General features: G+C 43.6%; 19 protein-coding genes. 12 read left to right on the forward strand and 7 right to left on the reverse strand.

Annotated elements, in window-relative coordinates; genetic code table 11:
• The first annotated feature begins 191 nt into the window (after positions 1-191).
• Both ACED59_RS00960 and ACED59_RS00965 read left to right on the forward strand, forming a co-directional pair.
• Positions 192-980 (forward strand): phytanoyl-CoA dioxygenase family protein, encoded by a 789-nt coding sequence (locus ACED59_RS00960; protein ID WP_017097750.1) that lies wholly within the window; start codon positions 192-194, stop codon positions 978-980.
• 119 nt (positions 981-1,099) lie between these two features.
• Positions 1,100-1,441, forward strand: coding sequence for a hypothetical protein (locus ACED59_RS00965; protein WP_017085371.1), 342 nt, complete (start codon positions 1,100-1,102; stop codon positions 1,439-1,441).
• A 146-nt stretch (positions 1,442-1,587) separates the two neighbouring features.
• Here ACED59_RS00965 and ACED59_RS00970 read toward each other — a convergent pair whose 3' ends face one another.
• Both ACED59_RS00970 and ACED59_RS00975 read right to left on the reverse strand, forming a co-directional pair.
• On the reverse strand, positions 1,588-2,799 hold the full coding sequence (locus ACED59_RS00970) for a radical SAM protein (RefSeq protein WP_017097751.1): 1,212 nt from the start codon (positions 2,797-2,799) through the stop codon (positions 1,588-1,590).
• Between the two features lie 30 nt (positions 2,800-2,829).
• On the reverse strand, positions 2,830-3,105 hold the full coding sequence (locus tag ACED59_RS00975) for a hypothetical protein (protein ID WP_009845795.1): 276 nt from the start codon (positions 3,103-3,105) through the stop codon (positions 2,830-2,832).
• A gap of 196 nt (positions 3,106-3,301) precedes the next feature.
• Here ACED59_RS00975 and ACED59_RS00980 point away from each other — a divergent pair, with 196 nt between their 5' ends.
• On the forward strand, positions 3,302-4,291 hold the full coding sequence (locus ACED59_RS00980; RefSeq protein ID WP_017097752.1) for a zinc-dependent alcohol dehydrogenase family protein: 990 nt from the start codon (positions 3,302-3,304) through the stop codon (positions 4,289-4,291).
• Positions 4,292-4,312: 21 nt separating this feature from the next.
• On the opposite strand, the gene ACED59_RS00985 is transcribed toward ACED59_RS00980, so the two are convergent.
• The 3 genes from ACED59_RS00985 to ACED59_RS00995 all read right to left on the reverse strand — a co-directional run bounded on the left by ACED59_RS00985 (position 4,313) and on the right by ACED59_RS00995 (position 7,163).
• Complete coding sequence (locus tag ACED59_RS00985; RefSeq protein WP_004731972.1) at positions 4,313-5,260, reverse strand: iron ABC transporter permease; 948 nt, start codon at positions 5,258-5,260, stop codon at positions 4,313-4,315.
• A 101-nt stretch (positions 5,261-5,361) separates the two neighbouring features.
• Entirely contained in the window at positions 5,362-6,324 is a 963-nt protein-coding gene (locus ACED59_RS00990; protein WP_017097753.1) for an ABC transporter substrate-binding protein, read from the reverse strand.
• Positions 6,321-7,163 (reverse strand): ABC transporter ATP-binding protein, encoded by an 843-nt coding sequence (locus ACED59_RS00995; RefSeq protein WP_017097754.1) that lies wholly within the window; start codon positions 7,161-7,163, stop codon positions 6,321-6,323. Before ACED59_RS00995 ends, ACED59_RS00990 begins: the two co-directional genes overlap by 4 nt.
• 371 nt (positions 7,164-7,534) lie before the next feature.
• On the opposite strand from ACED59_RS00995, the gene ACED59_RS01000 reads away from it, so the two are divergent.
• The 8 genes from ACED59_RS01000 to ACED59_RS01035 all read left to right on the forward strand — a co-directional run bounded on the left by ACED59_RS01000 (position 7,535) and on the right by ACED59_RS01035 (position 18,954).
• Positions 7,535-9,439 carry a bifunctional UDP-sugar hydrolase/5'-nucleotidase gene (locus ACED59_RS01000; protein WP_017097755.1) on the forward strand — a complete coding sequence of 635 codons (1,905 nt, stop codon included), beginning with the start codon at positions 7,535-7,537 and terminating at the stop codon, positions 9,437-9,439.
• Between the two features lie 628 nt (positions 9,440-10,067).
• Positions 10,068-10,229 (forward strand): hypothetical protein, encoded by a 162-nt coding sequence (locus tag ACED59_RS01005; protein WP_017097756.1) that lies wholly within the window; start codon positions 10,068-10,070, stop codon positions 10,227-10,229.
• Between the two features lie 60 nt (positions 10,230-10,289).
• A complete protein-coding gene (locus ACED59_RS01010) occupies positions 10,290-12,407 on the forward strand; it encodes a hypothetical protein (RefSeq protein WP_371704848.1) in 2,118 nt (705 codons plus the stop codon).
• Positions 12,408-13,192: 785 nt separating this feature from the next.
• Positions 13,193-13,906 carry an ABC transporter ATP-binding protein gene (locus ACED59_RS01015; protein WP_017096222.1) on the forward strand — a complete coding sequence of 238 codons (714 nt, stop codon included), beginning with the start codon at positions 13,193-13,195 and terminating at the stop codon, positions 13,904-13,906.
• 8 nt (positions 13,907-13,914) lie between these two features.
• Positions 13,915-16,449, forward strand: coding sequence for an ABC transporter permease (locus tag ACED59_RS01020; protein ID WP_029223708.1), 2,535 nt, complete (start codon positions 13,915-13,917; stop codon positions 16,447-16,449).
• Positions 16,449-17,582, forward strand: a complete 1,134-nt coding sequence (locus ACED59_RS01025) for a lipocalin-like domain-containing protein (RefSeq protein ID WP_029223709.1) — start codon at positions 16,449-16,451, stop codon at positions 17,580-17,582. The genes ACED59_RS01020 and ACED59_RS01025 overlap by 1 nt, the downstream gene beginning before the upstream one ends.
• 286 nt (positions 17,583-17,868) lie before the next feature.
• Positions 17,869-18,417, forward strand: coding sequence for a hypothetical protein (locus tag ACED59_RS01030; protein ID WP_017096225.1), 549 nt, complete (start codon positions 17,869-17,871; stop codon positions 18,415-18,417).
• A gap of 177 nt (positions 18,418-18,594) precedes the next feature.
• Positions 18,595-18,954, forward strand: a complete 360-nt coding sequence (locus ACED59_RS01035; protein ID WP_017096226.1) for a hypothetical protein — start codon at positions 18,595-18,597, stop codon at positions 18,952-18,954.
• 142 nt (positions 18,955-19,096) lie between these two features.
• Here the strand turns inward: ACED59_RS01035 and ACED59_RS01040 are convergent, their stop codons facing one another.
• Together ACED59_RS01040 and ACED59_RS01045 are read right to left on the reverse strand one after the other, a co-directional pair.
• On the reverse strand, positions 19,097-20,344 hold the full coding sequence (locus ACED59_RS01040) for a hypothetical protein (protein WP_017096227.1): 1,248 nt from the start codon (positions 20,342-20,344) through the stop codon (positions 19,097-19,099).
• A 208-nt stretch (positions 20,345-20,552) separates the two neighbouring features.
• The gene (locus tag ACED59_RS01045; protein WP_012600208.1) at positions 20,553-21,341 is read right to left on the reverse strand and encodes a helix-turn-helix domain-containing protein; all 789 of its coding nucleotides are present in this window, start codon (positions 21,339-21,341) and stop codon (positions 20,553-20,555) included.
• Positions 21,342-21,439: 98 nt separating this feature from the next.
• Here ACED59_RS01045 and ACED59_RS01050 point away from each other — a divergent pair, with 98 nt between their 5' ends.
• Positions 21,440-22,333, forward strand: a complete 894-nt coding sequence (locus ACED59_RS01050; protein WP_017096228.1) for a DMT family transporter — start codon at positions 21,440-21,442, stop codon at positions 22,331-22,333.
• Positions 22,334-22,426: the final 93 nt, after the last annotated feature.

Consider the following 22,426-nt stretch of genomic DNA (forward strand, 5'->3'; position numbering starts at 1 on the left):
ATATGCAGAGATTCTTGTCGCATGAGTCCATGATCTGAATAGGCATGTAAAACTCGTCCACACATGGCTTCATAGCATCACGGAATCTACAGGCTTCTGCACTCGTTACTTGGTTGAATGACGACTGTCTGGCATTATGCGCCCAAGAAACCTGTGGTTATTACACAGCAAAGAATGAACGAAGGTAATCAGTGGTAGAAAACAGCCAACAATTAAGTGACCGTTACGACGAATATGGTTACTTTGTTATCAGAAATTATTTCGATGAAGCTCAAATTGCATCGCTTAGAAAAGTCGTGCTGAAATTCCATGAATCATGGAAAGCAGACAACGAAGAATTCTATAAAGAAGAAGCATTTAACTCGTCTTTAATTACGGGAAGCGAATATTTGCTCGCCGACGATAGAAGCGTGCTTTTCGACTTCATCAGCTCGAAGCAAGTGATGGGCGTGGTTGATGCGGTGATTCCGAACAAACCGGCATTCATGAATACACAGCTGTTCTTCAACCCGGTAAATCCGCAACAAAAAGACTTCTGGCATCGTGACTGTCAATACGACTACGACGTTGATGACCAAATGAAAGTCATCATGGAAACCCAGGTATTGCATCTGCGAGTGCCCATTTTTGATGAGCCCGGTATGGAGCTTATCCCCGGCACTCACAAACGCTGGGACAATGAAGAAGAATACAACGTTCGCCAAGAAGAAAATGGTAAAGTGAGCAGCGATGATATCTCTGGTGGCAAGCAGATACCGTTAGAAGCGGGCGACTTATTGGTGTTTTCAGCGGATATGATCCACCGAGGCCGATATGGCTTGGATCGTTTGGCTTTGGATATTTTGATCTTCGATTCGGCGGCAGACTATGTCGACTACGTTGATGACGATTGTTTACCGACTCCAGCCATGCTGAGCAATATTACCGACCCAAGATTGTTTATGAACACGCTACACTTAAAATCGATGCTTTGCTCGTAAGAGATTAAAACAGTTACATCAAAAGTCACATGACTTGAAAATAATAACAAATATGTTCACATTTATTTCATAGCGCTCGCAATAAGATAGCTTCATATTCAATATTCGAGATAAGTAATATGAAAAAATTAATTACTAGCATGTCACTACTTACAGCACTTGTTTCGGGTGCTGTTTTAGCCGAAGTGAATGGTGAAGATTTTAACGAATTCCCTAAACAAGATGCTGCGCACTGCTTTGGTTGGGCGGCAGGCTTAGATAAAGACCAAGATTACGCTAAGTTTATTGTCGAGCTATCGAAAGATCGCACAGTGAGTGTCAAAGAAGATCCTTATATAATGGAAGAGTTCGGCACTGCAATGGGTTATTCAGAAGCGATGTTAGAATTTGCCGGGAAAGAAGCTGCGGATGCTAAATATAAACTAGTCTGCGATCCAATCAAACAAAGCTATGGCTTTTGATCGCGAGGTTTCACCGCTACGTCAAAGACTTGATACAAAGGCTCCACATGGAGCCTTTAAAGTGTACTGACTCAGTCAGGGATTCCGAATAGTAAAACTTATTTATGAACCTTCGCGATTTTCATTCCATGTATCCAGAACAAATTTTAATTGAACCAGGCAACAACTCGTTCTTTCAAGCTCGCATTCTTTCTCCAAATCCAATACAAGCCTTCCTCTAGCTCTTCAACGCTCATACGACTTGGCTGATAAACCGGATGGCTACCATCGTACTTGGACCAATCTTTAGTAAGAAGTCGCCCTTCTCGCTCTAGCTGATTAAAAGACTCCGAACCGGGAAACGGAATAATGTAGTGCGGGATCACCTTATCAACCTTGATATCTTCGACGAACTTCTGCGTTTGTTTGAAGATAGAAGTGTCATGTTCATCAAAACCGAACAAAAAATCTCCCCATACTTCAATACCATGAGATCTTATCTCAGCGATGTACTCTTTCATTTTAGATGGTTTCACAAAGCCTTTTTTCTGAGCCTTTAAAGCCTCTTCAGATGGCGTTTCTATGCCTAATAATACAGCTTTGAACCCTGACTTCACCGCAGCACTAAGCAATTCGGTGTCACGAGCAATCAAGACTGTCGTTTCCCCATAGAAGCTCATGTTAAGCGGCTCAATGGCTTTAAATAGTGCCAAAGCATATTCACGGTCATGAGTGAGATTGTCGGAGTGTAACTCAACCCACTCAATACCTAATGTCTTGAGATCCGCTAACTCGCTGACGATATTTTCGATTGGCCTTTTCTGGAACTTATCAAAGAACCTTGGCACTAAACAGAAGTTACATTTAAATGGGCAACCTCTTGTCACAACTACTGACCATGTATAATTGTACGCTTCAGGATTGATGATATTTGTTGGGTATGGATTGAGCATACTGAGATCGACAGGCTCGGAGCTTTCATAAATAGGCTGTAGCGAACCAAACTCTGCGTCACGTAGTAACTGAACCCAGTAGTTCTCAACTTCTCCCATCGCCAAACAATCCGCATATACTGCCGCTTCTGAAGGGTTAAACTGAGTATGTAACCCCCCGAGGATCACTGTTTTGCCTTTTTTCTTATATTTAGAAGCTAGCTCATAAGCCCGATAAGCATCTGGAGTCGACATAAATATCACCACCAAATCAGCATCATTATAAAGGTCGGCTTTTGCACCTATGGTCTCATCAACCATATCTAGCTTGTACCACTTTGGTGTCGCAGCAGCGGCGGCAAAGATGTTTTGTGGAGGTCCCCCCGTAGAGGCTTTGTATTTTGAGTAATCGCTGCCAGCAGACGCTTTAATTAAATAGATTTTCATAACGTATCCTAGTTATTAAATTTTGCTTTGCTACAAAGAGCTAAAAAACTCAAAGACTCTATTGTCCATATAGAAATATACCCCTCCCATCACAAACCAACTGATGATGATTAAGGTAAACAAAACTGGATGTTCTTTTAGCTCAATACGTTCAACAAAGAAGGCTTCTTTTGCGCGAAGATTTTCCCATCCCCAAAACCAACAAAATAACCCCCAAATCAGAAGTAGATGAAACTTAAGAGCAAACAAGGCCATGGTCAGAGCCAGCAATGTTTTCCACTTAGACATTACTTCAGGCACGTTCATCTTTCTTAACTCCCAGTTATTAAACTAGGAATCATTGTAAATAGGTGTTGGTCAACTTTTGGTTAACTAATTTCAATTTAAACAATCGATTGCCAACAACATCGATGTTAAGCAATATTAGCGACCCAAGATTGTTTATGAACACGCTACACTTAAAATCAATGCAGTACTCATAATCCATAAAGGTGCCCTAACTATGACTGACACTAAGCAAAATACCCGAATTAGCCAGTTCCGTTTCGGTCAGCCAAAAGAATCTCTCAAGTTAGAACATGTCGCTTTAGGGGCGCTAGACAAAGATAAAGTTCGCGTACAAATTGAAGCGACTAACATCAACCCTAGTGATCTGTTGTCGATTTATGGTGTGGGCCAATACAAACATAGCCACCAGCCGCCGAGAGTACCGGGATTTGAAGCGGTAGGAAGAGTTGTAGAGTCCAGTCATACTGAGTTTGCGGTAAATCAGCGAGTGCTCGTAGCAACCAGTGGAACATGGCAGACCTATGTCGATGTATCACCTGATGACCTGTTCCAAATTCCTCAGCATCTAGAAAATGGCTACGCCTGTCAGTTGTACATTAATGCGCTAACTGCATGGGTGTTGACGACAGAAGTGGCTAAGCTGACCCAAGAAGATGTGTTGATCATCAACGCGGGCAGTTCAGCCATCGGTAAGATCTTCTCCCAGTTATCAGCATCACTCGGCTTCAAAATCATTGTCGTTACATCACAGCCGACACAATACCCAATCACTTCCAGTTGGGTGTTAGATGCAAACGACGATTTAGCTTCTCAAATTAAGGCGTTAGGCTTGCCGATGCCAACTGTTGCCTTTGATGCGATTGGCGGCTCACCCGGAACCGATCTTATTCACACCCTTGGCAACAATGGGCGCTTTATCAACTATGGGACGCTGTCTCTGGATTTTTACGAACCACGCTTCTTTGAGTACGCGAAAAGCCAAGACATTGATTTCAAAACCTTCTTCTTACGTTATTGGGAGGAAGCGGAAGGTAAAGATGTTCGCCGTGATAAGTTCACGACCATGCTAGATCACTTCATCACAAACGACATTCAACTCGACGTTGACCGCTATCTGCCATTCGATGAAGTGCAAACCGCGATTGATCTCATTGAATCGAAAACCACACGCTTGAACGGCAAGATCATCTTGCTGCCTGTATAGTTTGGTGGAATTGAGCACACACTATTTACGCCAAACAAGATACAGAACGAATAACCCGCCAAGCGCTGCTGTCACAATACCTACTGGCAGTTCTTGTGGCGCTAATATGGTTCGGCTAATCACATCCCCAAACAGTAAAAGCACCGCGCCCCATAAGGCAACCAAAGGCAGAGCTCGCTTGTGAGTGACACCTGAAAATGGTCGAACTAAGTGGGGTACCATCAAGCCAATAAAACCGACCACTCCGGTCATCGATACAATCGACGCAGTGCAAAACGCACAACAAAGAAAAATCTCGCTTTGTAGGCGGTGCACATTGATCCCCAATGAGCTTGTCGTCTGTTCACTCACCAACAAAGTATCGAGCTCGCGATAACGTTTGAAAATCAACACAATAAGACACAACACGCCCGCCAAGGCAAAAATCAAATTATCCCAACGTGCGAGCCCTAAGCCTCCCATCGTCCAGAACAAAATCGAACTCGCCGCTCTCTGGTCGCCTGAATAAATCAAAAAACTCGTGATGGCTCCGAATAGAAATGAGATCGCCAAACCACACAAGATCAAGTTGTCATTGCCCTTTTTCTTCTGCATCGAAAACAGAATCAGAACGGCGGTCGCCGAAACAATACCACCCGAGAATGCAGCCAGTGGCAGTGACCAAACACCCAGAGCGTCTCCCACTTTGGTGATCACCAACACCGCACCAGCAGACGCGCCAGATGACAAGCCAAACAGAAACGGATCCGCCAGATCATTTCGTGTCGAGGTTTGAAGCAACGCTCCAACCATCGCCAGCCCTGCACCCGCGATAACCGCTAACAATGCTCTAGGTAACCTTAGATCGATCAGTATTCGACTGGTCATATCCGGCGTTGGATCAGTGAAAGAGCTCAGCCCTACAATCACTTCCTTAAAAGACAAAGGGACTGAGCCAAATTGTAAACTCATCATGAAGGCGAGCAGCATGGCAGTGATACCTGTTAGCCATGCTGCTCGATATTTATCAAATAAAATCAAAGGACTACTACTCTTATCAATAACAAGCTTTCATATAACAACCTTCCCGATCACTCAGAAACGAACGCCTCTGCAAGTTTCTCAATGGCATCGATATTGGCAGGCCCAGGGGTGAGTTGTTCATAACGCAGTTTGACATAACGACCAGAAGTGACTGCATTGGTGTATTTCATTAACGGATGGGCTTCGAGGAAACGTTGCAACGAATCCGCACCACTCGCCGATTGGTAATCAAGAAGGATAATCACATCTGGGTTTTCACGAGCGACATTCTCCCAAGAGGTTCGAGCCCAACTTGCTTCCATGTTACCAGTGATATTTTGGCCACCAGCAGCTTCAATCATTGCGTTTGGCATTCCGTACTTACCCGCGGTGAAAGGCTTGTCTTCACCCGAATCAAACAAGAACACTTTTGGGCTCGGCTTACCTGATGCTTTCTGCTTTTCTGCTACTTTTTCAACTCTCTCTTTCCAGCTGCTTACCAAAGCCTCGGCTTCTGCTTGCTTGTCGAAAATAACGCCTAGCTTTTGCATGTCGCCATAAAGCAGATCCATTGTCGCGCCTTCCTTTTGACTCTGGGTATGAATACAGCTTTCAGAAAGTACCAAGGTATCAATCCCGTATGGCTTCAGTGTTTGAGGTGTCACTTCACCACCCACTTTCATTCCGTAATTCCAGCCAGCGAAAAAGAAGTCAGCATCAGCAGCAATCAATGTTTCTAATGAAGGATACTTAGGTGCTAGCTCAGGAATATCTCCTAAACGTTCTTCAAACGAACTCGACATCTTATACCACCCTGTAATACCCGTAACGCCCACCATCTCCTTTTGAAGACCAAGAGCAAACGCCATCTCGGTCATATTGATGTCGTGTACAACCGCACGCGAGGGGCGCTTTTCAATGGTCAGTCGGCTCCCACAGTTATCAACCGTCACTGGGTATTGAGTGCTTGTCGCATGCGCAAAAGAGAAAGGTAAAAGAAACAAAAGACTGGAAATTACAGGCCACTTCATTGGGCTGCTCCTATTAAAGAGTGATTAGAGAGAGTTAAGTGAGTTGAGTAAGTTGATGCAGCTTCAAAATGATGGATGGTGCTGCACAGATTAGGATGATTGAACGTGAGAACGCGCAATCCAAAAACAGGGATCATGTATCGGTCTTGCATCACCGCCTCTGGGGCTGAGAACGCCACCATTTTTTGGCCTGACATCAACAGGACTTTGTCGGCGAATGGCGCTACCAAAGGTAAATCGTGCAGCACCACGACAGACGCAATGCCACGTTGTTTAATTAGGCTCAGAAGTTCAAGACGAGCGAGAGGATCAAGGTGGTTTGTGGGTTCATCTAAGAGTAAAAGCCTCGGCTCTTGTGCAAAGGCGCGAGCAATACTTGCACGTTGCTGTTCACCACCGGACAGCTCACCAAAGCACCGATGGCTTTTGTGAATCAGCCCGACATCTTGCATCGCCTGCTGAACCGCTCGTTTGTGCTCTTTTGCACTACAACAAAATGTATGAGGAGTTCGGCCTAAGCCAACATACTCAGCAACACTCAAACGAGGATCAACATGCTCATGCTGAGTAACCACCGCGACTTGCTTGGCTATCTGCTGCCGCTCAAGGCTTCCAAGTGCAATGCCAGACAACATCAACTCACCCGCGACGGTTTTGTATTCGCCTGTAATGCCTTTCAGCAAACTGGACTTTCCACTTCCATTGGGCCCAATGATGGCAACGCATTCACCGTCGTTCACATCAAATGTCACATCGGAGACGGCCCTCCAGTTAGCCAAGCCATCAGCGCAGAGCCCGCGCACAGACAATACAGGTTTATTCAAATTCCCACCGAACATCCAAAAACAGCACTTATTGTTACGTTATAACATAACAATAAATTAAATGCATAGTTAATAATAGAAATATTAAGACCGCGCTAAGAAGCATTGGAAATGGCAGGACAACTCAATCACCTTGAACAAAGACAGAAGTGCTTACGAAAATTGATTCACTGAGAAAGTTTGATTCAAGGAATTGAGTATTGAGAACGCAGTAAAGAGTTGTAATGCGTTTCTCCATAACTTAAGTGGTTACGAGATGGTCATGAGTCACGTTTATTTGAAACATCAGTAAGTTATATCACTACAAATATGACACTGATCACCCATAAGGTAATCTCGATTCTATATGGTAGCGTCATACTTAAAACCACGATGCAAACATACTGATGAAAAGACACATACTATCAAGCGCCATCCTACTCTCTCTAGCCTTTCCCACCTTTGCAGCTGATGGCGACATACACGATGTCACGATACTGGGTACTTCAGATATCCACGGTCATTTTATGGCGTGGGATTACGCGGCAGATAAACTCAACACTCGTGGTAGCTTGAGCCAAATCGCGACCAAGGTTGGTGAGATCCGCAAAGAGCAATCTAACATTATCCTTGTCGATGCTGGCGACACCATCCAAGGCAACTTCGTAGAAACCTTCAAAGACGAGCCTGTTGATCCAATGATGCTTGGCTTTAATCACATGAAATACGATGTATGGGTTTTAGGTAACCACGAATTCGACTTTGGCCTTAAAACGCTCAACAGAGCCGTTACCCAATTTAAAGGGCAGTCTCTCGGCGGCAACATCAAGAACAAAAACGGAAATCCATTCTTACCGGGTTACACCATTCTAGAACGCGGTGGCATTAAGATCGGTGTGATAGGAATGGATACCCCAATGACGGAGGTTTTTGCGCAAGGTACAAACCGTTTAGAAGGCGTCACTTTCACTAATCCAACCTTGGAAGTGAAGAAAATCGTCAAAGAGATTGATGATCAAGTGGATGCCATCGTATTGGTTGCCCATATGGGGATTGAGAACGAGAATGACATTGCCGACACCGGTGTCACCGACATTGCCAATGTAAACCCAGAGCTTGATGCCATCGTCGCTGGTCACATGCACACTCGCATTGATAAAGCCGTTGTGAATGGCGTTATCATTACTGAACCCGACAAATATGGCCGCGCCTTATCTCGTATTGATCTTCAATTTGAAGAGCGCGATGGCACATTCACTCTCGTTAACAAAGACAGTTTCACCTATAAAATTAAAGGTATCGACTCTGATGAGAACATGGACGACCTATACCAGCCTTATCACAAACAACTCCGAGAAATGGCGAATCGACCTGTCGCTCAGCTTACCGGCGTTGATTTAGTCCCTGAAAATGAAATCCGCGGTATCCCTCAAGTCCACGTTCAAGACACGGGCATCAGTGCGCTATACCAAGAAGCGAGCTTCTTCTATGCCCCCAAAGCCAATGTCATCGCACTTCAAATAGACAACGACAATGCAGAGCTCGATGTTGGCCCAATAAAAGCCAAAGACATCGCGTACAATTACCAATACGCAGGTGGCGAAATCACTGTCTATCAGATGACAGGCAAAGAGTTAAGAACCTACATGGAATGGTCTGCAGGCTACTTCAACTCAGTACAACCTGGCGATGTGACCTACAGCTTTAACCCTGAACGTAGAGCTTCAAAATATTCGACCAATGACTTCTTCGCGGGCGTGACTTATACCATCGACCTCACTCAACCTGCAGGTACCCGCATCACCAACCTCGCGTTTGCTGATGGCACACCGGTTACTGATCAAACCGAAATCCGCATTGGTATGAATAGCTATCGAATGGGTCATCTAACCAAGACAGGCGGTGTGCTAGAAGGTGAATCGTTCCCTGTACTCTTTGATACGGAAGCAGAGTATGGAGAAGAAGCAAGCACGATCCGTAACATGACTATCAAGTATCTTAAAGAAGAAAAGAACGGTCAGTATGAAGGCAAACCTCAACAGCGATGGGCACTTTCGGGGTTAGAGAGCCGTTACAATGAACAACGAGAGATAGTGAAGTCATTGATTAATGATGAAACCATATCAATCCCCACCAGTGACGATGGCCGCTACACAAACATCGCTTCTATCAACGTAAAAGAACTGATGTTCAAATCTGACGAAGCCAAACAAGCAGCCATAACCACACGCGAACAAAAACTGGCGCAAGCTAATGGACAAGAGAGCAAACAGATCAAACGCGAAATCGCTCTGATTGAAGCGCTCAATTAACCCCTGACCTCAACCAATAACGACTTAACGACGCTTAGATCGTGGTTAGGTCGTTGTCGTTCCCATCTTCCAACACCACATCTGTACTGAGCAAAACGGTTGATATTGGTGAATGAGCTGCAAAGGCTAACTGATAGCTGGACAAAAGCTACTTAGAACAGAAGTTCTAAGAAGGTTAGCGTGGATAATGAGAAGTGGTAAGACCTAGGATAACTAGACATTTTCTATCTCCAAGGCACATCACTATTCCTAAAGCTCATTATCAATAGGCTTTCTTTATAGAAAGCCCGTTAAGCAATGTATAAGAATGGGGGTGCCTAAATATCAATGATAGCTATCATTACTGAGCAGCTTTTACTTAGTTTCATACAAACACACGAATTCTTCAAATAGCTGGAGATATTTAGATGACATGAACAAAAAGCATGCTTAATGACTAATTATTAGACTACCTTTAAAGTGTGATTTAGCGCAATAACTGCTGTATTTAACGTAATTACTGCTATATTTACAGCAGTAATTGACGGATATACAACGATTTACATTGCCGAGTCCGTCAGGTATGGGGTAGTATAGCCACATTAAGTACGTCTGAAATATGATTACGTCAACTATTAAGGAGTTTGCCATGCCAGAATGGTTTATAGATGCAACACGCGGTAAAGAACTTTCTCCTGCTGAACTTCGCGAAGTAACTAATGAAGTGGTTCGTACTGCTAATAATTGTAGCGAAGAGGCTAAAAGCCTAACTCCAACTGAGGATGACCGTCAGCGTCGCTACTCAATGTAATTAATTCGAACATATTCATCAAAGCGACTTTTTAGTCGCTTTTTTTGTACAAGGAATTCAATGAAACCCCCATTTTTCATATCTCTATTCGATACAACCAAATATAAGTTTACACTGAGTAATCTCATACGAGAATCTGTTGATTTAGAATTGGCCGATGTCACTCAAAAAATGCAGCTAGATGCTATAGCGTGCACTCTTGAAGAGCTAGGCACTAAGATCATGGTTTGTGAAATTGATTATGTAGATAGGGGATATTTAGATGATTACCTTAATTACTATGTAGGTAGTCATGCACCAACACCAAAGACATGTTCTAGAATTCACTTCTTCGCCGGCGATGATAACTATTTAAATTTTGGCTCTGAAGACTTCGAAAAGATCATCTCTGGAGAAGGGGATGAATCCAAGTTAGGTGAATATTTAGGCTTCATGGTAGTTAAACCTATCCCTATGACTTTTATAGGCCGAACATGCCTAAGAATTCCTCCCAAATTTAATAACCAGAATACTCGTATTATTTCGAGAGAATATACTGCAGACCTGTTTGGCATGAAAAGGACGTTCAGTTCACTAGCATTTCAGGAGCAAGATAGGGTCACGTCGGCGTGCACTTCCGCTTCAATTTGGTGTTTACTACACGCTTTAGGCAAAAAAAAGGTCGTCAGTCCTGCAAGAATTACGCTTGCAGCAACTGAGGAAAATAAGGTCATTAATAGTTTTCCATGCTCAGGTTTAAATTCTACAGAGATAGAACGTGCTCTAGAACACTTTGGTCTGAAACAGTGGTTTGTCAGATCTGATTCTGAAAATTCAGTAAACCAAACTCAGATATCATCGTATGTAAAAGCTTATATTGATAGTGATATCCCTCTAATTTTAGGCGGTGAATGGTCAAGCCTAAGTGAAAATGCCTCATATAAGGTTGAGGGCGATCATGCTGTCACCATTATTGGCTATCAAACTAACGAACAAAATGATTTAGAAAAGCTTATCGTACTGGATGATCGTAGAGGGCCGTACACTGTTTTACGCTTCGTAAACAGTTTTTCAGCTAAAGTTGGAGTAACGCCTCGCACAGTTCTCGTTACAGAAGACCAATACTTGCAGATAGATGATAGAAAATACAACGATGTTATGTCATGTAATACACTGACTATAGCGACAGATCCAAGAGTAAGAGTTAGCTATAGAGCGATTGCTCAAACAGCAGAAATGCTGACCACTATGTTTACTAACCTAGCAAATACGCTTTATATTAATCCGAAGTCATCGGAGCCTTTGTTTAGTTTGCAATGGTCGGCTAGGTTACTTAAAAGTACTTCATTCAAAAGAGAGGTAAAAGATAATCCTGCTCTCGACTTCGCTTCAAAACTAAAGCTGTTAACCAGGAGCTTACCTAAAAACGTCTGGGTCATCACTATTTCAGGCAGCGAAGGATATATGTTTGATATCGTATTAGACTCAACAAGTTTGCCGCAAGGTGATGCTTATATGGACGTAGTTTATTACGGTAATAATAGAGAGTTTGTTGAACCACATATCGACCAACTCTACAAAGACCAGTTCCAAATATTAATGAGCCAAACCAACCCTGAGGAAAATTATCACCTACCAATCCTTAGGAACTTAGCATTAAAAACAAATAATCACTTTGCTTATCTCGATGAAAAGTTTGGAGTGGCGAGAATGCCGCAACAGATAAAAGACACGGAAATCGCTGATTATCACCTAAATAATCAAAGTAATTTGCTGTATCTTCAGAATTCATTTGATAATAAATCGGACACTAGTCAAGACCGCTTTATTGATCTGTTAAATGAACAAGCGATGGTTAAAAAACAGTGGGCACAAGGGTGTGAAGATCTTGTTCATAGGCAAACTCTAATTTGGGTTATCTCGCAATATGGCGCATTATTCATCGGTGAAGATAGTAGCGAAACTGGCCACCCGACATTAACAGGGGCTAAACCTGCTAGAATTGGCGGTGAATTGATAAGAAAACAGGATGAGCCAGATACTATCTACGTTAACTTTTTTTCTGGCCGCTATTCAGCTAATTTTGATAATCTCCCTGAAAAATTGAAGTTCTTACAGAATGCCATGGTAAAAATTAATAATATTCTTGGTAATAATGGTTATGAGTTTAAGCTTGATGATCGCTTAAACACCGTCTAAAAATTGGTTGGCCACTTGTTGTAGGTGGCCAACATTTTCAAATCTTTGTGCTCTGTTTAACTTTGTATTTTCATCAAGTTCTCGCCATCAAAGTCCATTTGAGTAACTAAACCTCTTCGAGGCGCTATGTGATCCAAAGCGGTGAACATCGATAAAAGACCTCTAACAAGATCAATTAGCATCTGCTACCACACTTTACGGGCTGTTCTAGAGGATTACCAATCAGCAACTGAAAGAGTATGGAACACAAAAAATGTCAGATGGTTTTGAAGAATGATAAATACGGGTATATAGATTCTTTTTACAAGTACCAACTGGCAACACATGGACGCATTTAGAATAACTTTCGGTATTGTGATATTGGGCTAAACGGCACTGTGAATGAGCTTTACTTTTGGGGCAGAAATAAATCTCATGATGGTTTCACGCGTTCTAAACACGTCTTGGGGCTAAAACAAGTTAGCAAAACAACACCAACCCACCCCGCTTTCATAAAGAAAACCTTTAACACGTTAAACCATGATTTATTGCACTTAAACGTGATCACGAACCATCTGACGAAAAATCCAAGAGCCTCCTCGGTGACTCATAGCTTCCACTAACATCTGTATTCTCCCTCACACTGATCTATTTCCCTCTTTTCGAAGTACAAGTTATTAATAATTCGATATAAATCGCTCTATTGTTTGAAATTGTTGTCTACAGTTTTATAGAGCTTGTCGCTTCGGTAATTGCCACAAGTAACGACACCTTTTGATGGTTAGTTTTGGTTATAAGGAAAGGAAATGGAAAGCCCAATTGTCACACTTACACATGCCAGCAAAAGCTTTGTTGATGGCAACGATACCCATCACGTGTTGGACAATGTCGACTTCGCTTTGGCGACAGGGGCAAGCGTGGCTTTGACTGGGGCGAGTGGTAGTGGAAAGAGTACTCTGCTTAACATCATTGCGGGGTTTGAACCTCTATCCGGTGGCGAACTATCTGGTGGAGAATTGTGGCTTGATGGCGAGAACACATCAAATTGGAAAGATCCACAGTGGAGCCGATTCCGTCATCAAAAACTAGGCGTTATCTTTCAGCAGTTCAACTTGTTAACCCCACTCAACGTAAAACAAAACATCGCCTTCCCTCTTCATTTAAATCAACAGAAGTGGAGCGACTGGTGCGATTATTTAGTTGACGCATTGGGTATCAGCGAGCTACTCGAAAGACATGTATCCGCACTCTCTGGCGGTCAGCAACAACGAGTCGCAATAGCGCGCGCGCTAGCCCATAAACCCAAACTATTGCTTGCCGACGAACCCACTGGCAACCTCGACCAAAAAGCAGGGTTAGAGGTTATGAAGCTGCTGAGTGAAATCACTACACAAGGCAACACTGCCGTGCTTTTGGTTACGCACAGCCCAGAATGCGCCAGCTTTATGCAGACAAAATTGGTGCTAGATGATGGTTGTTTAAGGAACATAGATCTAACCCCAAGAGCAGCAGCGTTGTGAGTAATCCAATGAAGCAAACTGGCTTTGCTCAGAACCAGCTCACCCATACCAAACTGACTCTGAATCTATTCGCGGCGCACTATCGTCAATCACCATTGCAAGCCGCAGCGATTCTGATCGGCATTGTGTTAGCGGTCACCTTGTTTGTCGCAGTGCAAGCCATCAACCTCAATGCCAAGCGCAGTTATGCAGAATCGACCGAGCAACTTAGCACTCAAGCGCAGAACCTTATCATTCCACCAGCAGGGCAAAACTATTTGCCGGAATCGCTCTACTTCAGCTTAAGACAAAGTGGATTAAGCGCAGCGCTACCTGTTATAGAAGGGCGAGTAAGAGACGAGCAAGGTCGACGTTGGTCAGTTCAAGGCAGTGAGTTGATCGCCGCCCTCACTTCAAGATCTCGTCACGCTCGCGTCGACGAACAAAGCAACACTCAAACCAAAGAACCAAACATTTCCCTGTTCGACAATGCCTTACCTTTGCCGCAACTCTTAGCGGGTGAACCCATTGTGATGATGAGCCAGTCGCAACACCAGAACTTGGGAGGAGTAGACACACTCACTTTGGATGAAGTGCTCACTCAAGTGGTAGTGCTACCAGATGAATGGCAGCTCGGTAGCCGAATGTTGATGGATATTGGGTTCGCTCAGCAACTGCTTAACAAGCAAGGGCAACTGAGCTACATCGCTATTTTTGACACTAAGAGCGACACTAACAGCAATGCTCAGGATAAATGGCAAAGCCTTATTGGCGAGCAAGGGCAATGGATATCCAACAACCAAAGCACGGATCTCGGTTCAATTACCGATAGCTTTCACCTTAACCTCACCGCCATGAGTTTGTTGGCGTTTTTAGTTGGCCTGTTCATCGCTTACAACGGTGTGAAGTACAGTTTGCTGAAACGTAATCGGCTGTTGGTACAAATTCAACAAGCTGGGATTGAGCCAAGCATCGTATTTTCAGCTCTGTTAGTCGAGCTGACTGTTTTAGTCACACTGGGCGCGTCGCTTGGTTTCATTCTCGGCATTCAACTCAGCCATTGGCTACATCCCACCGTCGCAATAACGCTTGAGCAACTTTATGGTGCAACACTGCTTCCCGGCACATGGCAGTGGCAATGGTTAGTGCAGGCACTGCTACTCACGCTAGCCGCAACGCTTGTCGCGTGTTGGCAGCACTTTAAACAGCGAGTGCGACAACCCCTCTCTTCCCATGGCGGTTTCTATCAAGCGCCGGAAACGTCTAACGAAAATCAGCTGTTTGTTATCGGGTCAGTATTAACTATTCTCGCGTTAGCAGGGTTATGGATGAGCGAACATCATCGCTTCACCATGGCGTGGCTTGGAGTGTTAGTGGTGTCGATTCCTTTGTATTTGCCCAAAACGCTCAGCGTGCTAGCGAACTGGAGCGAAAAACGCACCCAATCGGGGTTAATACAATATCTGTTCGCTGAGCTGCGTGAACTTATCTCCCCGCTCTCCCTTGCCATGATGGCGTTGCTTCTCGCTGTCACCGCCAATGTGGGAATGAATACCTTAGTCGGCAGCTTTGAATCCACGTTAAAGCAATGGCTTGAACAGCGCTTACATGCCGATATTTACGTTAGCCCTGCCCAAGGTGAAATCGCGAATGTGGAACGTGCGTTAGAGCAGTTTGAAAATGTTGAAACCGTTTATAAGCAATATTATGTCGACGATAACTTGCAGGGCTTACCTACTTTGCTCGGCACCAAAGACAAAGACACACTTGAGCAAACCATGGTATTTCAATCCCACCTTGATGATTTCTGGACGCGCTTTTACCAAGGTGAATTCGTGGCGATCAGTGAACCCACTGCGGTGAAGCTCGGCTTGTCCCTTGGAAACCAACTCAAGCTCGACGCTATCCAAGACAAAACACTCATCGTCGGGGCGATTTTCCACGATTACGGCTCACCGAATGGCGAAGTGTTACTTGCACCTAATTTATGGCTCGAAAGCGGGTTTACTGACTTACCCACCAGCTTGGGAATCAAAGTCTCTGGCGACCCACAAGTGGTGTACGAACAGCTACGCCAACAACTCAATTTGCACCCTAGCCAGCTTTACGATCAAGCACAGATCAAATCGATCGCTTTAGATATCTTCTCACAAACCTTTGCTATCACTCGGGCGCTTAATGGCGTCACTTTAATGGTGGCGGTGATTGGCTTGTTCTGCGCCTGTTTCATGTTGCTCGATGCACGCAAAGCCGCTATTGCAAGGTTGTACGCGCTCGGTGTTAGTCAGCGAAAATTGATGGCGATGGTGGTCGGGCAAATCGTAGTTCTGGTCGCCTTCACTCTGGTTATCGCTTTACCACTCGGCGCTATGGTCGGTTATGTATTGACGGACATCGTCACCCTGCGCGCCTTTGGTTGGAGTTTAAATTACGTCTGGAATTGGAGTGACGCACTCAGCATCGCAGCCATCACCATTTTAGTGGCTGTAATTGCGACCTTGATTCCGCTGTGGCGTTTGGTCAGTAAACCCGTGGTATCCAGTTTGCAAAGTGAGGTGTTGTGATGAATCGATCAATGAGAGTTTTCGTTCTCACACTTGGCATCTTGCTCGTTCTAGGATGTGAGGAGTCCACTCAACCATCAGCTCAAAATATGGGTTCGATACTTGGCGCAGAAACACAAACCGACGATGAAAAACCAAAAGAGGCTGACCAATTCACGCCGGTAGTTAAAGGTGTCGATCTTACCTTCCCTGCCGACCATCAAGCACACTCTGATTTTCGTCATGAATGGTGGTACTTAACCGCAAACTTGATTGATGAAGAAGGCAATACGTTAGGCGTGCAATGGACTCAGTTCCGCTTCGCGGCTGCACCACAGGGAAGTGGCAATAGCACCAAGGAAACTACGTGGCAAAGCCAACAGATCTACATGGCACACAGCGCTGTCACCACTAAAGACAAACACTATGCCGATGAAAAATGGTCACGTGACCAAGCTAAACTGGCGGGTGTCAGCACTTCCCCATTTCGTGTCTATCTTGATGACTGGCAATGGAACTCTTCAAGCGATGATCTATTCCCCGCAACCTTGGACGCTAATTCAGATCAGTTTGGCTACTCGCTTAAGTTAACCAGCAACGCGCCTTATCAAAAGCAAGGCGTACAAGGCTACAGCACTAAAAGTAGCGATGGCAAAGTGGCTTCCTACTACTACAGCCAACCATTCATTAATGTATCGGGCGAGGTAACTATTGATGGAGTAACCCATCTGGTTTCTGGCAAAGGTTGGATAGACAGAGAATGGAGCTCTCAGTTTTTACTCGACTCGCAACAAGGTTGGGATTGGTTTGCGCTAAGGCTGAGTGATGAAACCAGCTTGGTGGTATTTCAACTTCGAAACTCAACAACAGGCAAAGCCAGTTATTCCCATGCAAGGCTGATGAAACAAAATGGCTCTGGCATCGCGATTAAGCAGCAAGACATCCGCTTAACCGCTATCAAGCAAACAGAAATCGACGGACGCGATTATCCAACAGAATGGCAAGTTTCGATTCCAACTCAACAAATCGAACTGACCGTCTCGGCACTCAATCCAGAAGCAAAAATGCCACTGTCTGTACCCTATTGGGAAGGGCCAATCGTTATTGAAGGAACACACTCTGGTACGGGCTATATGGAGTTGACTGGGTACTAAGCATACCGGCACGAACACCATTACGATCCAAAGCTTTTGCTATACCGAAAATTTTACTACCGTGGATATAACTTTGTAGATCTCGACTTAATTCATTGTTTTGTCGAGGGAAAACGTGAAACCCATCGCAATACAACCCCTATTTCAAATACAACGATGTTTAAAGAGTAATACCCTAAGAACCTTCGCTAAGGCAAAGTCATATATTTCGAGAATATTGTTATTGTGCTAATGGACACTTACTTTTCTTACAAGACAAATAACGATAAAAAGGAGTTCGCAACAAATGAAAGCATCACTTAAATTTATCACTCTTTTGATCTTAGTTATTTCAATTCTAGGATGTGAAGATAAAAACGACGTCTATGCTAACCCTCCTAGCCATCTATTAGAGCAACTAGAAGCATACTTCCCACTGTCTATTAAGTATGTAAGAAAAAATGAACAAATAGCACTAACCCAAGGTATCCCTTTACTACCTCAATACGTTGAAATTGCACATAAGATTGGCATCAAATATCCTGAAAAAATCCGCGTACATTATGCCGATTCAATTCCTTTGCCTGAAAATGAATCGTTGCTATTTCAAATGCAACGTTTGGGGCTTGACTCTCCTTACTTTACGGGTTCAACATTTGGTTATGGCATTTGGATCGCTAACAAAGCAAAAGGTGACAAATTACTACTTTCTCATGAATTGATTCATGTAAAACAAGTCGAAGATTTGGGGCTTGAAGCATTTACTAAAAAGTATTTATTGCAACTAGCCATCTTTGGTTACGTTGAAGCACCGATAGAAATCGAAGCTTATGAAAATGCAGGTAAATACTTATAGCCTTATTCATTATTAAACTACTTATCAATCGATTCAACGGACTCCAATAGCACTTTGTAATGATTAGTTTTTTTGGTTAGCGTACTCGCATATTTTTTTGCGTATATAACGTTTACGTATATAGCTTCGTCGTATAGTTTCCACAAATTGACAAGGCATTAGGTGTTCGAGAGAATTATGAGTGACTACCAACTGACTGTGATTAGCCAAGTTTGGGTTTTATTAGCCTTCTACCCCATGGTTTCTTATCTCTACTACTTAAATTCCAGGTCGATTGCTCAATCTGCTCACGGCCTATTATCCTTAGTTGGATTTTTTTATGCTGTTGTTGCATGCGAATTTACTCAGTTTGACCCCCTGTATTATTGGTATTGGCCTATTGGTCTGTTTTTTGTCCTATCTTTGCTTTCAACAATCTACTCATTTAAAGCCTTTAAAGGGAAGAAATTAGTGCATCTCATTCATGTGGTTACCATCCTCTCGAATGTACTGACCAGTTTTGTTTCGTTAATGGCGGTAGCCCATGATTGGATATAAGCGCAAACAAATATTTAAGATTTCGAAGGTCTTGCCACGCGACTGCTTGCCAACCCACTAGTGATATGAAAAAGCCATCACGAGGATGGCTATTTACGATTAGAGATTATGGAGGCATACCTTCATAACGCTCGTCAAAACGCTATTTAGTCAAATCGGCTTTGATTTGATCAACTTGATTCGCCAAAGAAGTATCTTGGAAATATTCACTGTGTGTTTTTCCTAAGTACAACTTCTTATTTGCTACTCGTTGATCCAACTTGTCTTTAACAATAGTGCCTTGTGCCAACTTATTGTTTAACTCAAGCGCAATTGCGGAGCTGTCTGAGACTATACTTCCTTTCGTATCGTAGTAACGAACTTGGCTGATATTCGCATCAAATGGGTCACAGTAAGCCGCTCCTAAGTCACCATTTTCAATAATGCTGCTGTATTGTGCTTCGCTGATAGGCGTCTCTTTGTTTAATACGAACTGGCTTCCTCGCACACACCAGTTAATTCTTGTTCCAACACCAGGGAAGTATGCCGAAATCAAGTTAACTGCATAGTATGTATCTGGGGCTGACTGGTTTGGTTTTGCATATTTATCAATCACCTTACCACCAACAACTTGGAACTCGACTTCGCCATTCTTATAAGACTCTAAGAAATAGCTATTTCTAAACATCTTGCTGAAACTGACGTTATCTACAGAACGGCCACTGTCGGATTTGAAGCTTTTCAGTTGCTGCTTATGTTGAATGCTACCCGTTGTAATGTTCGTCACTAAACCAACCACTGTGTTTTTCGCAGCGTCACTTTGCCAAGCAGTATAGTTACTTATATCTTGTTGAGGTGTGTTTGTCGTAGCATCGGCATCTACACTGTACTTGTAACTAAGCTCGGTAATGTCTTGGCCTACTTTATTGACCTTGGCATATGACTTGTAACGACGCGCTTCGCAATCTTGAAAATTTGCATCATAGTAGAAATAACTGATCCAATCTTTAGCTTCGATAGCTTCTGTAGTGTGAGCAGAGTAATCGACAATTCCGTTTGCGCCATAAACACCATAGAAACCTTTGAGATCTTTTTGCTGCTTAGATGATAGCTCTTCATTAAATTCATCGTCCCAACCAATACTGTAAATATTAAACAGGTTTAGAGACTTGATACACTCTTTGATATCAGTACTACCTATAGCATTAGCTGTATACATGACGGGACTACTATAAGAGTTTTTTGCAACGTCATCTTTTGGATCTGCAACACTTCCTGATGCCGGGGTTATGGACATTTGAGGAACTACGGTTTTAGTCTTTTTAGGTGGTGGCGCAGCGCTATCGCTACCACCACCGCATGCAGAAAGTGTTACAGCTAATACTGATATCGTTGGGATAATAAATTTCAAATTTTTCCTCGGCATTTTGAGCAAGTGATTATATAAATGATCACTCAAATACGATCAAAAAACTAAATGCTTATATAACCAAATTCAAACCATTGACGAAACAGACGTGTACGTCCGCTATCAACACCGAATTTAATCTTTTAATAACAAAAACTTAAATATAAAAAGGGAAACATCAATTATTAATACATCGGATGAAAGAAACCAATCACAACAAACGGTTCTTATACTGTTCTGGCGTCTGGTTCGCGTAACGTTTGAACATGGTGATAAATGGGCTGGCTTGGTTATAGCCCAATGTAAGAGCCACCTCTTTGACCGATTGGCCGTTTCTTAACAAGTCCATCGAGTACAGATAGCGGACACGTAATCGCCACTCTGTAAAGCTCATTCCAAGCTCCGTCTGGCAGTGGCGAGAAAGGGTTCTTTCCGTGGTGTGGACACGTTCAGCCCAATCTTTCAGTGTCACTTCATCGGTTGGGTTTTCTTCAACAGAAGCCAATATAGGCGCGAGGTACTTATTGTCGGTCGAAGGCAAGAAGTGGTGTTCAACCTCACGCTGCGCAAGTTGGTCAAGCAGTACCTGAACGAGCCTTTGGTCTTGCTCTGTTTCCGCAACATTTATCCCACGATCGCGAAAATCATCGATGATAGAAGACACAATCGGCGTGATCTTTATAAGGCTGGTTTTATCTGGCAGGTGTTGCGTGAGTTCTGGGGCGATATTTAGCGAGCAGTAGTCCAAAGGCTTACGGTTATAACTGCAGTGCATCACCCCGGCCGGTACCCAAATCGCTAGATGTGGTGGCGCTAGAAATCGAGTGCTTTCCGCTTCCATCTCTAATATACCGCCACTGATCAATTGAACCTGTCCCCATGAGTGGCTATGAACTCGGGTTTCAGTGTTCGAAAGAAACGCTTCAAAATTCATAAATACGTTGGATGGTGCCTTGTCAATTGATAAGGATGGATGAAGGTTTCTGGAGTGTTTTTTCAAACTTGTCTTCCTATCGCGCCTGATGTCTTTATAAAGATACTTGTAAGTATAACGACCTGTCAAACTAGCCGCATCAACTCATTCGCCACGGAATTCACATGCATTATCTCTTACCATTTTTTACAGTCTGTATCTGGGGCGCCAATGCAATCGTCAACAAGCTTGCTGCAAGCACCATAGAACCTAGCGCGATGAGTTTTTACCGTTGGTTTTTTGCGATGTTAATTCTCACGCCTTTCTGTATTCGCCCAGTAATGAAACAGTGGGCGGTCATTAAACCAAACCTATCAAAATTAGCGTTCCTCGGCTTTTTGGGCATGGTGTTGAACCAATCTCTAGGTTATTACGCGGGCTTAACCACAACCGCTTCTAACATGGCACTGATCACTTCTTTGGTTCCATTGATCAGTGTGTTTTTAAGCGTCCCTCTGTTGCACAAGTCGATTTCTAGTTTGAGTATTGTGGGCGGTGTGTTGTCACTGTCAGGCTTAGCTCTGATGTTAGGTAAAGGCGACCCGTTATTCTTCATGCATCAAGAATTGACTCAAGGCGATGGCTATATGTTAATTGCGGCCTTTGTTTATGCGTCTTACTGTGTGTTATTGAAACGCTGGAAAATGCCAATCAGTAGCTGGGTGGTGATTTACATTCAGGGACTGTTTGCTGTCGCGATGCTTACGCCACTTTGGCTTACCAGCGAACAGCTTTTACCACCGCAACAAGCGATACCATTGATAGCTTACGCCGCGGTGGCCGCTTCAATTTTAGCGCCTTGGATGTGGGTGAAAGCGATTGATACCATTGGCGCGGATTCAAGCGCGATGTTTATGAATCTGATGCCAGTTATCGCGATTGTATTAGCTTCCACCTGGCTGGGTGAAAAGATTAACCAGTTCCACATCATTGGTGGTGCAATGGTGATTTCCGGTGTCATCCTTGCTCAAATCAAAAGAAAACCAAGGCTTGAGGCTCCCTTACCTCAGCAAAACTAACCCCGCTTAACCAGCGACAATGCCCCATTCCATTTTCCACTCAGTACCTGCCTCGTTAGCAGGTACTTTTGCTTATTTTCGATTTCTCGATTC

The sequence above is a fragment of the Vibrio sp. FF266 genome, assembly GCF_041439695.1.
In the GTDB taxonomy this organism is placed as follows: Bacteria; Pseudomonadota; Gammaproteobacteria; order Enterobacterales; family Vibrionaceae; genus Vibrio; species Vibrio tasmaniensis_A.

Bases quoted from the DNA above. Each gene is read 5' to 3' on its own strand.
- ACED59_RS01035 (WP_017096226.1), top strand. From the start codon at position 18,595: ATGAGTGACTACCAACTGACTGTGATTAGCCAAGTTTGGGTTTTATTA.
- ACED59_RS01005 (WP_017097756.1), top strand. From the start codon at position 10,068: ATGCCAGAATGGTTTATAGATGCAACACGCGGTAAAGAACTTTCTCCT.
- ACED59_RS00970 (WP_017097751.1), bottom strand. From the start codon at position 2,799: ATGAAAATCTATTTAATTAAAGCGTCTGCTGGCAGCGATTACTCAAAA.
- ACED59_RS00980 (WP_017097752.1), top strand. From the start codon at position 3,302: ATGACTGACACTAAGCAAAATACCCGAATTAGCCAGTTCCGTTTCGGT.
- ACED59_RS00965 (WP_017085371.1), top strand. From the start codon at position 1,100: ATGAAAAAATTAATTACTAGCATGTCACTACTTACAGCACTTGTTTCG.
- ACED59_RS00990 (WP_017097753.1), bottom strand. From the start codon at position 6,324: ATGAAGTGGCCTGTAATTTCCAGTCTTTTGTTTCTTTTACCTTTCTCT.
- ACED59_RS01000 (WP_017097755.1), top strand. From the start codon at position 7,535: ATGAAAAGACACATACTATCAAGCGCCATCCTACTCTCTCTAGCCTTT.
- ACED59_RS01010 (WP_371704848.1), top strand. From the start codon at position 10,290: ATGAAACCCCCATTTTTCATATCTCTATTCGATACAACCAAATATAAG.
- ACED59_RS00985 (WP_004731972.1), bottom strand. From the start codon at position 5,260: ATGCTGCTCGCCTTCATGATGAGTTTACAATTTGGCTCAGTCCCTTTG.
- ACED59_RS01030 (WP_017096225.1), top strand. From the start codon at position 17,869: ATGAAAGCATCACTTAAATTTATCACTCTTTTGATCTTAGTTATTTCA.
- ACED59_RS00995 (WP_017097754.1), bottom strand. From the start codon at position 7,163: ATGTTCGGTGGGAATTTGAATAAACCTGTATTGTCTGTGCGCGGGCTC.
- ACED59_RS01015 (WP_017096222.1), top strand. From the start codon at position 13,193: ATGGAAAGCCCAATTGTCACACTTACACATGCCAGCAAAAGCTTTGTT.
- ACED59_RS01050 (WP_017096228.1), top strand. From the start codon at position 21,440: ATGCATTATCTCTTACCATTTTTTACAGTCTGTATCTGGGGCGCCAAT.
- ACED59_RS01025 (WP_029223709.1), top strand. From the start codon at position 16,449: ATGAATCGATCAATGAGAGTTTTCGTTCTCACACTTGGCATCTTGCTC.
- ACED59_RS00975 (WP_009845795.1), bottom strand. From the start codon at position 3,105: ATGAACGTGCCTGAAGTAATGTCTAAGTGGAAAACATTGCTGGCTCTG.
- ACED59_RS01020 (WP_029223708.1), top strand. From the start codon at position 13,915: ATGAAGCAAACTGGCTTTGCTCAGAACCAGCTCACCCATACCAAACTG.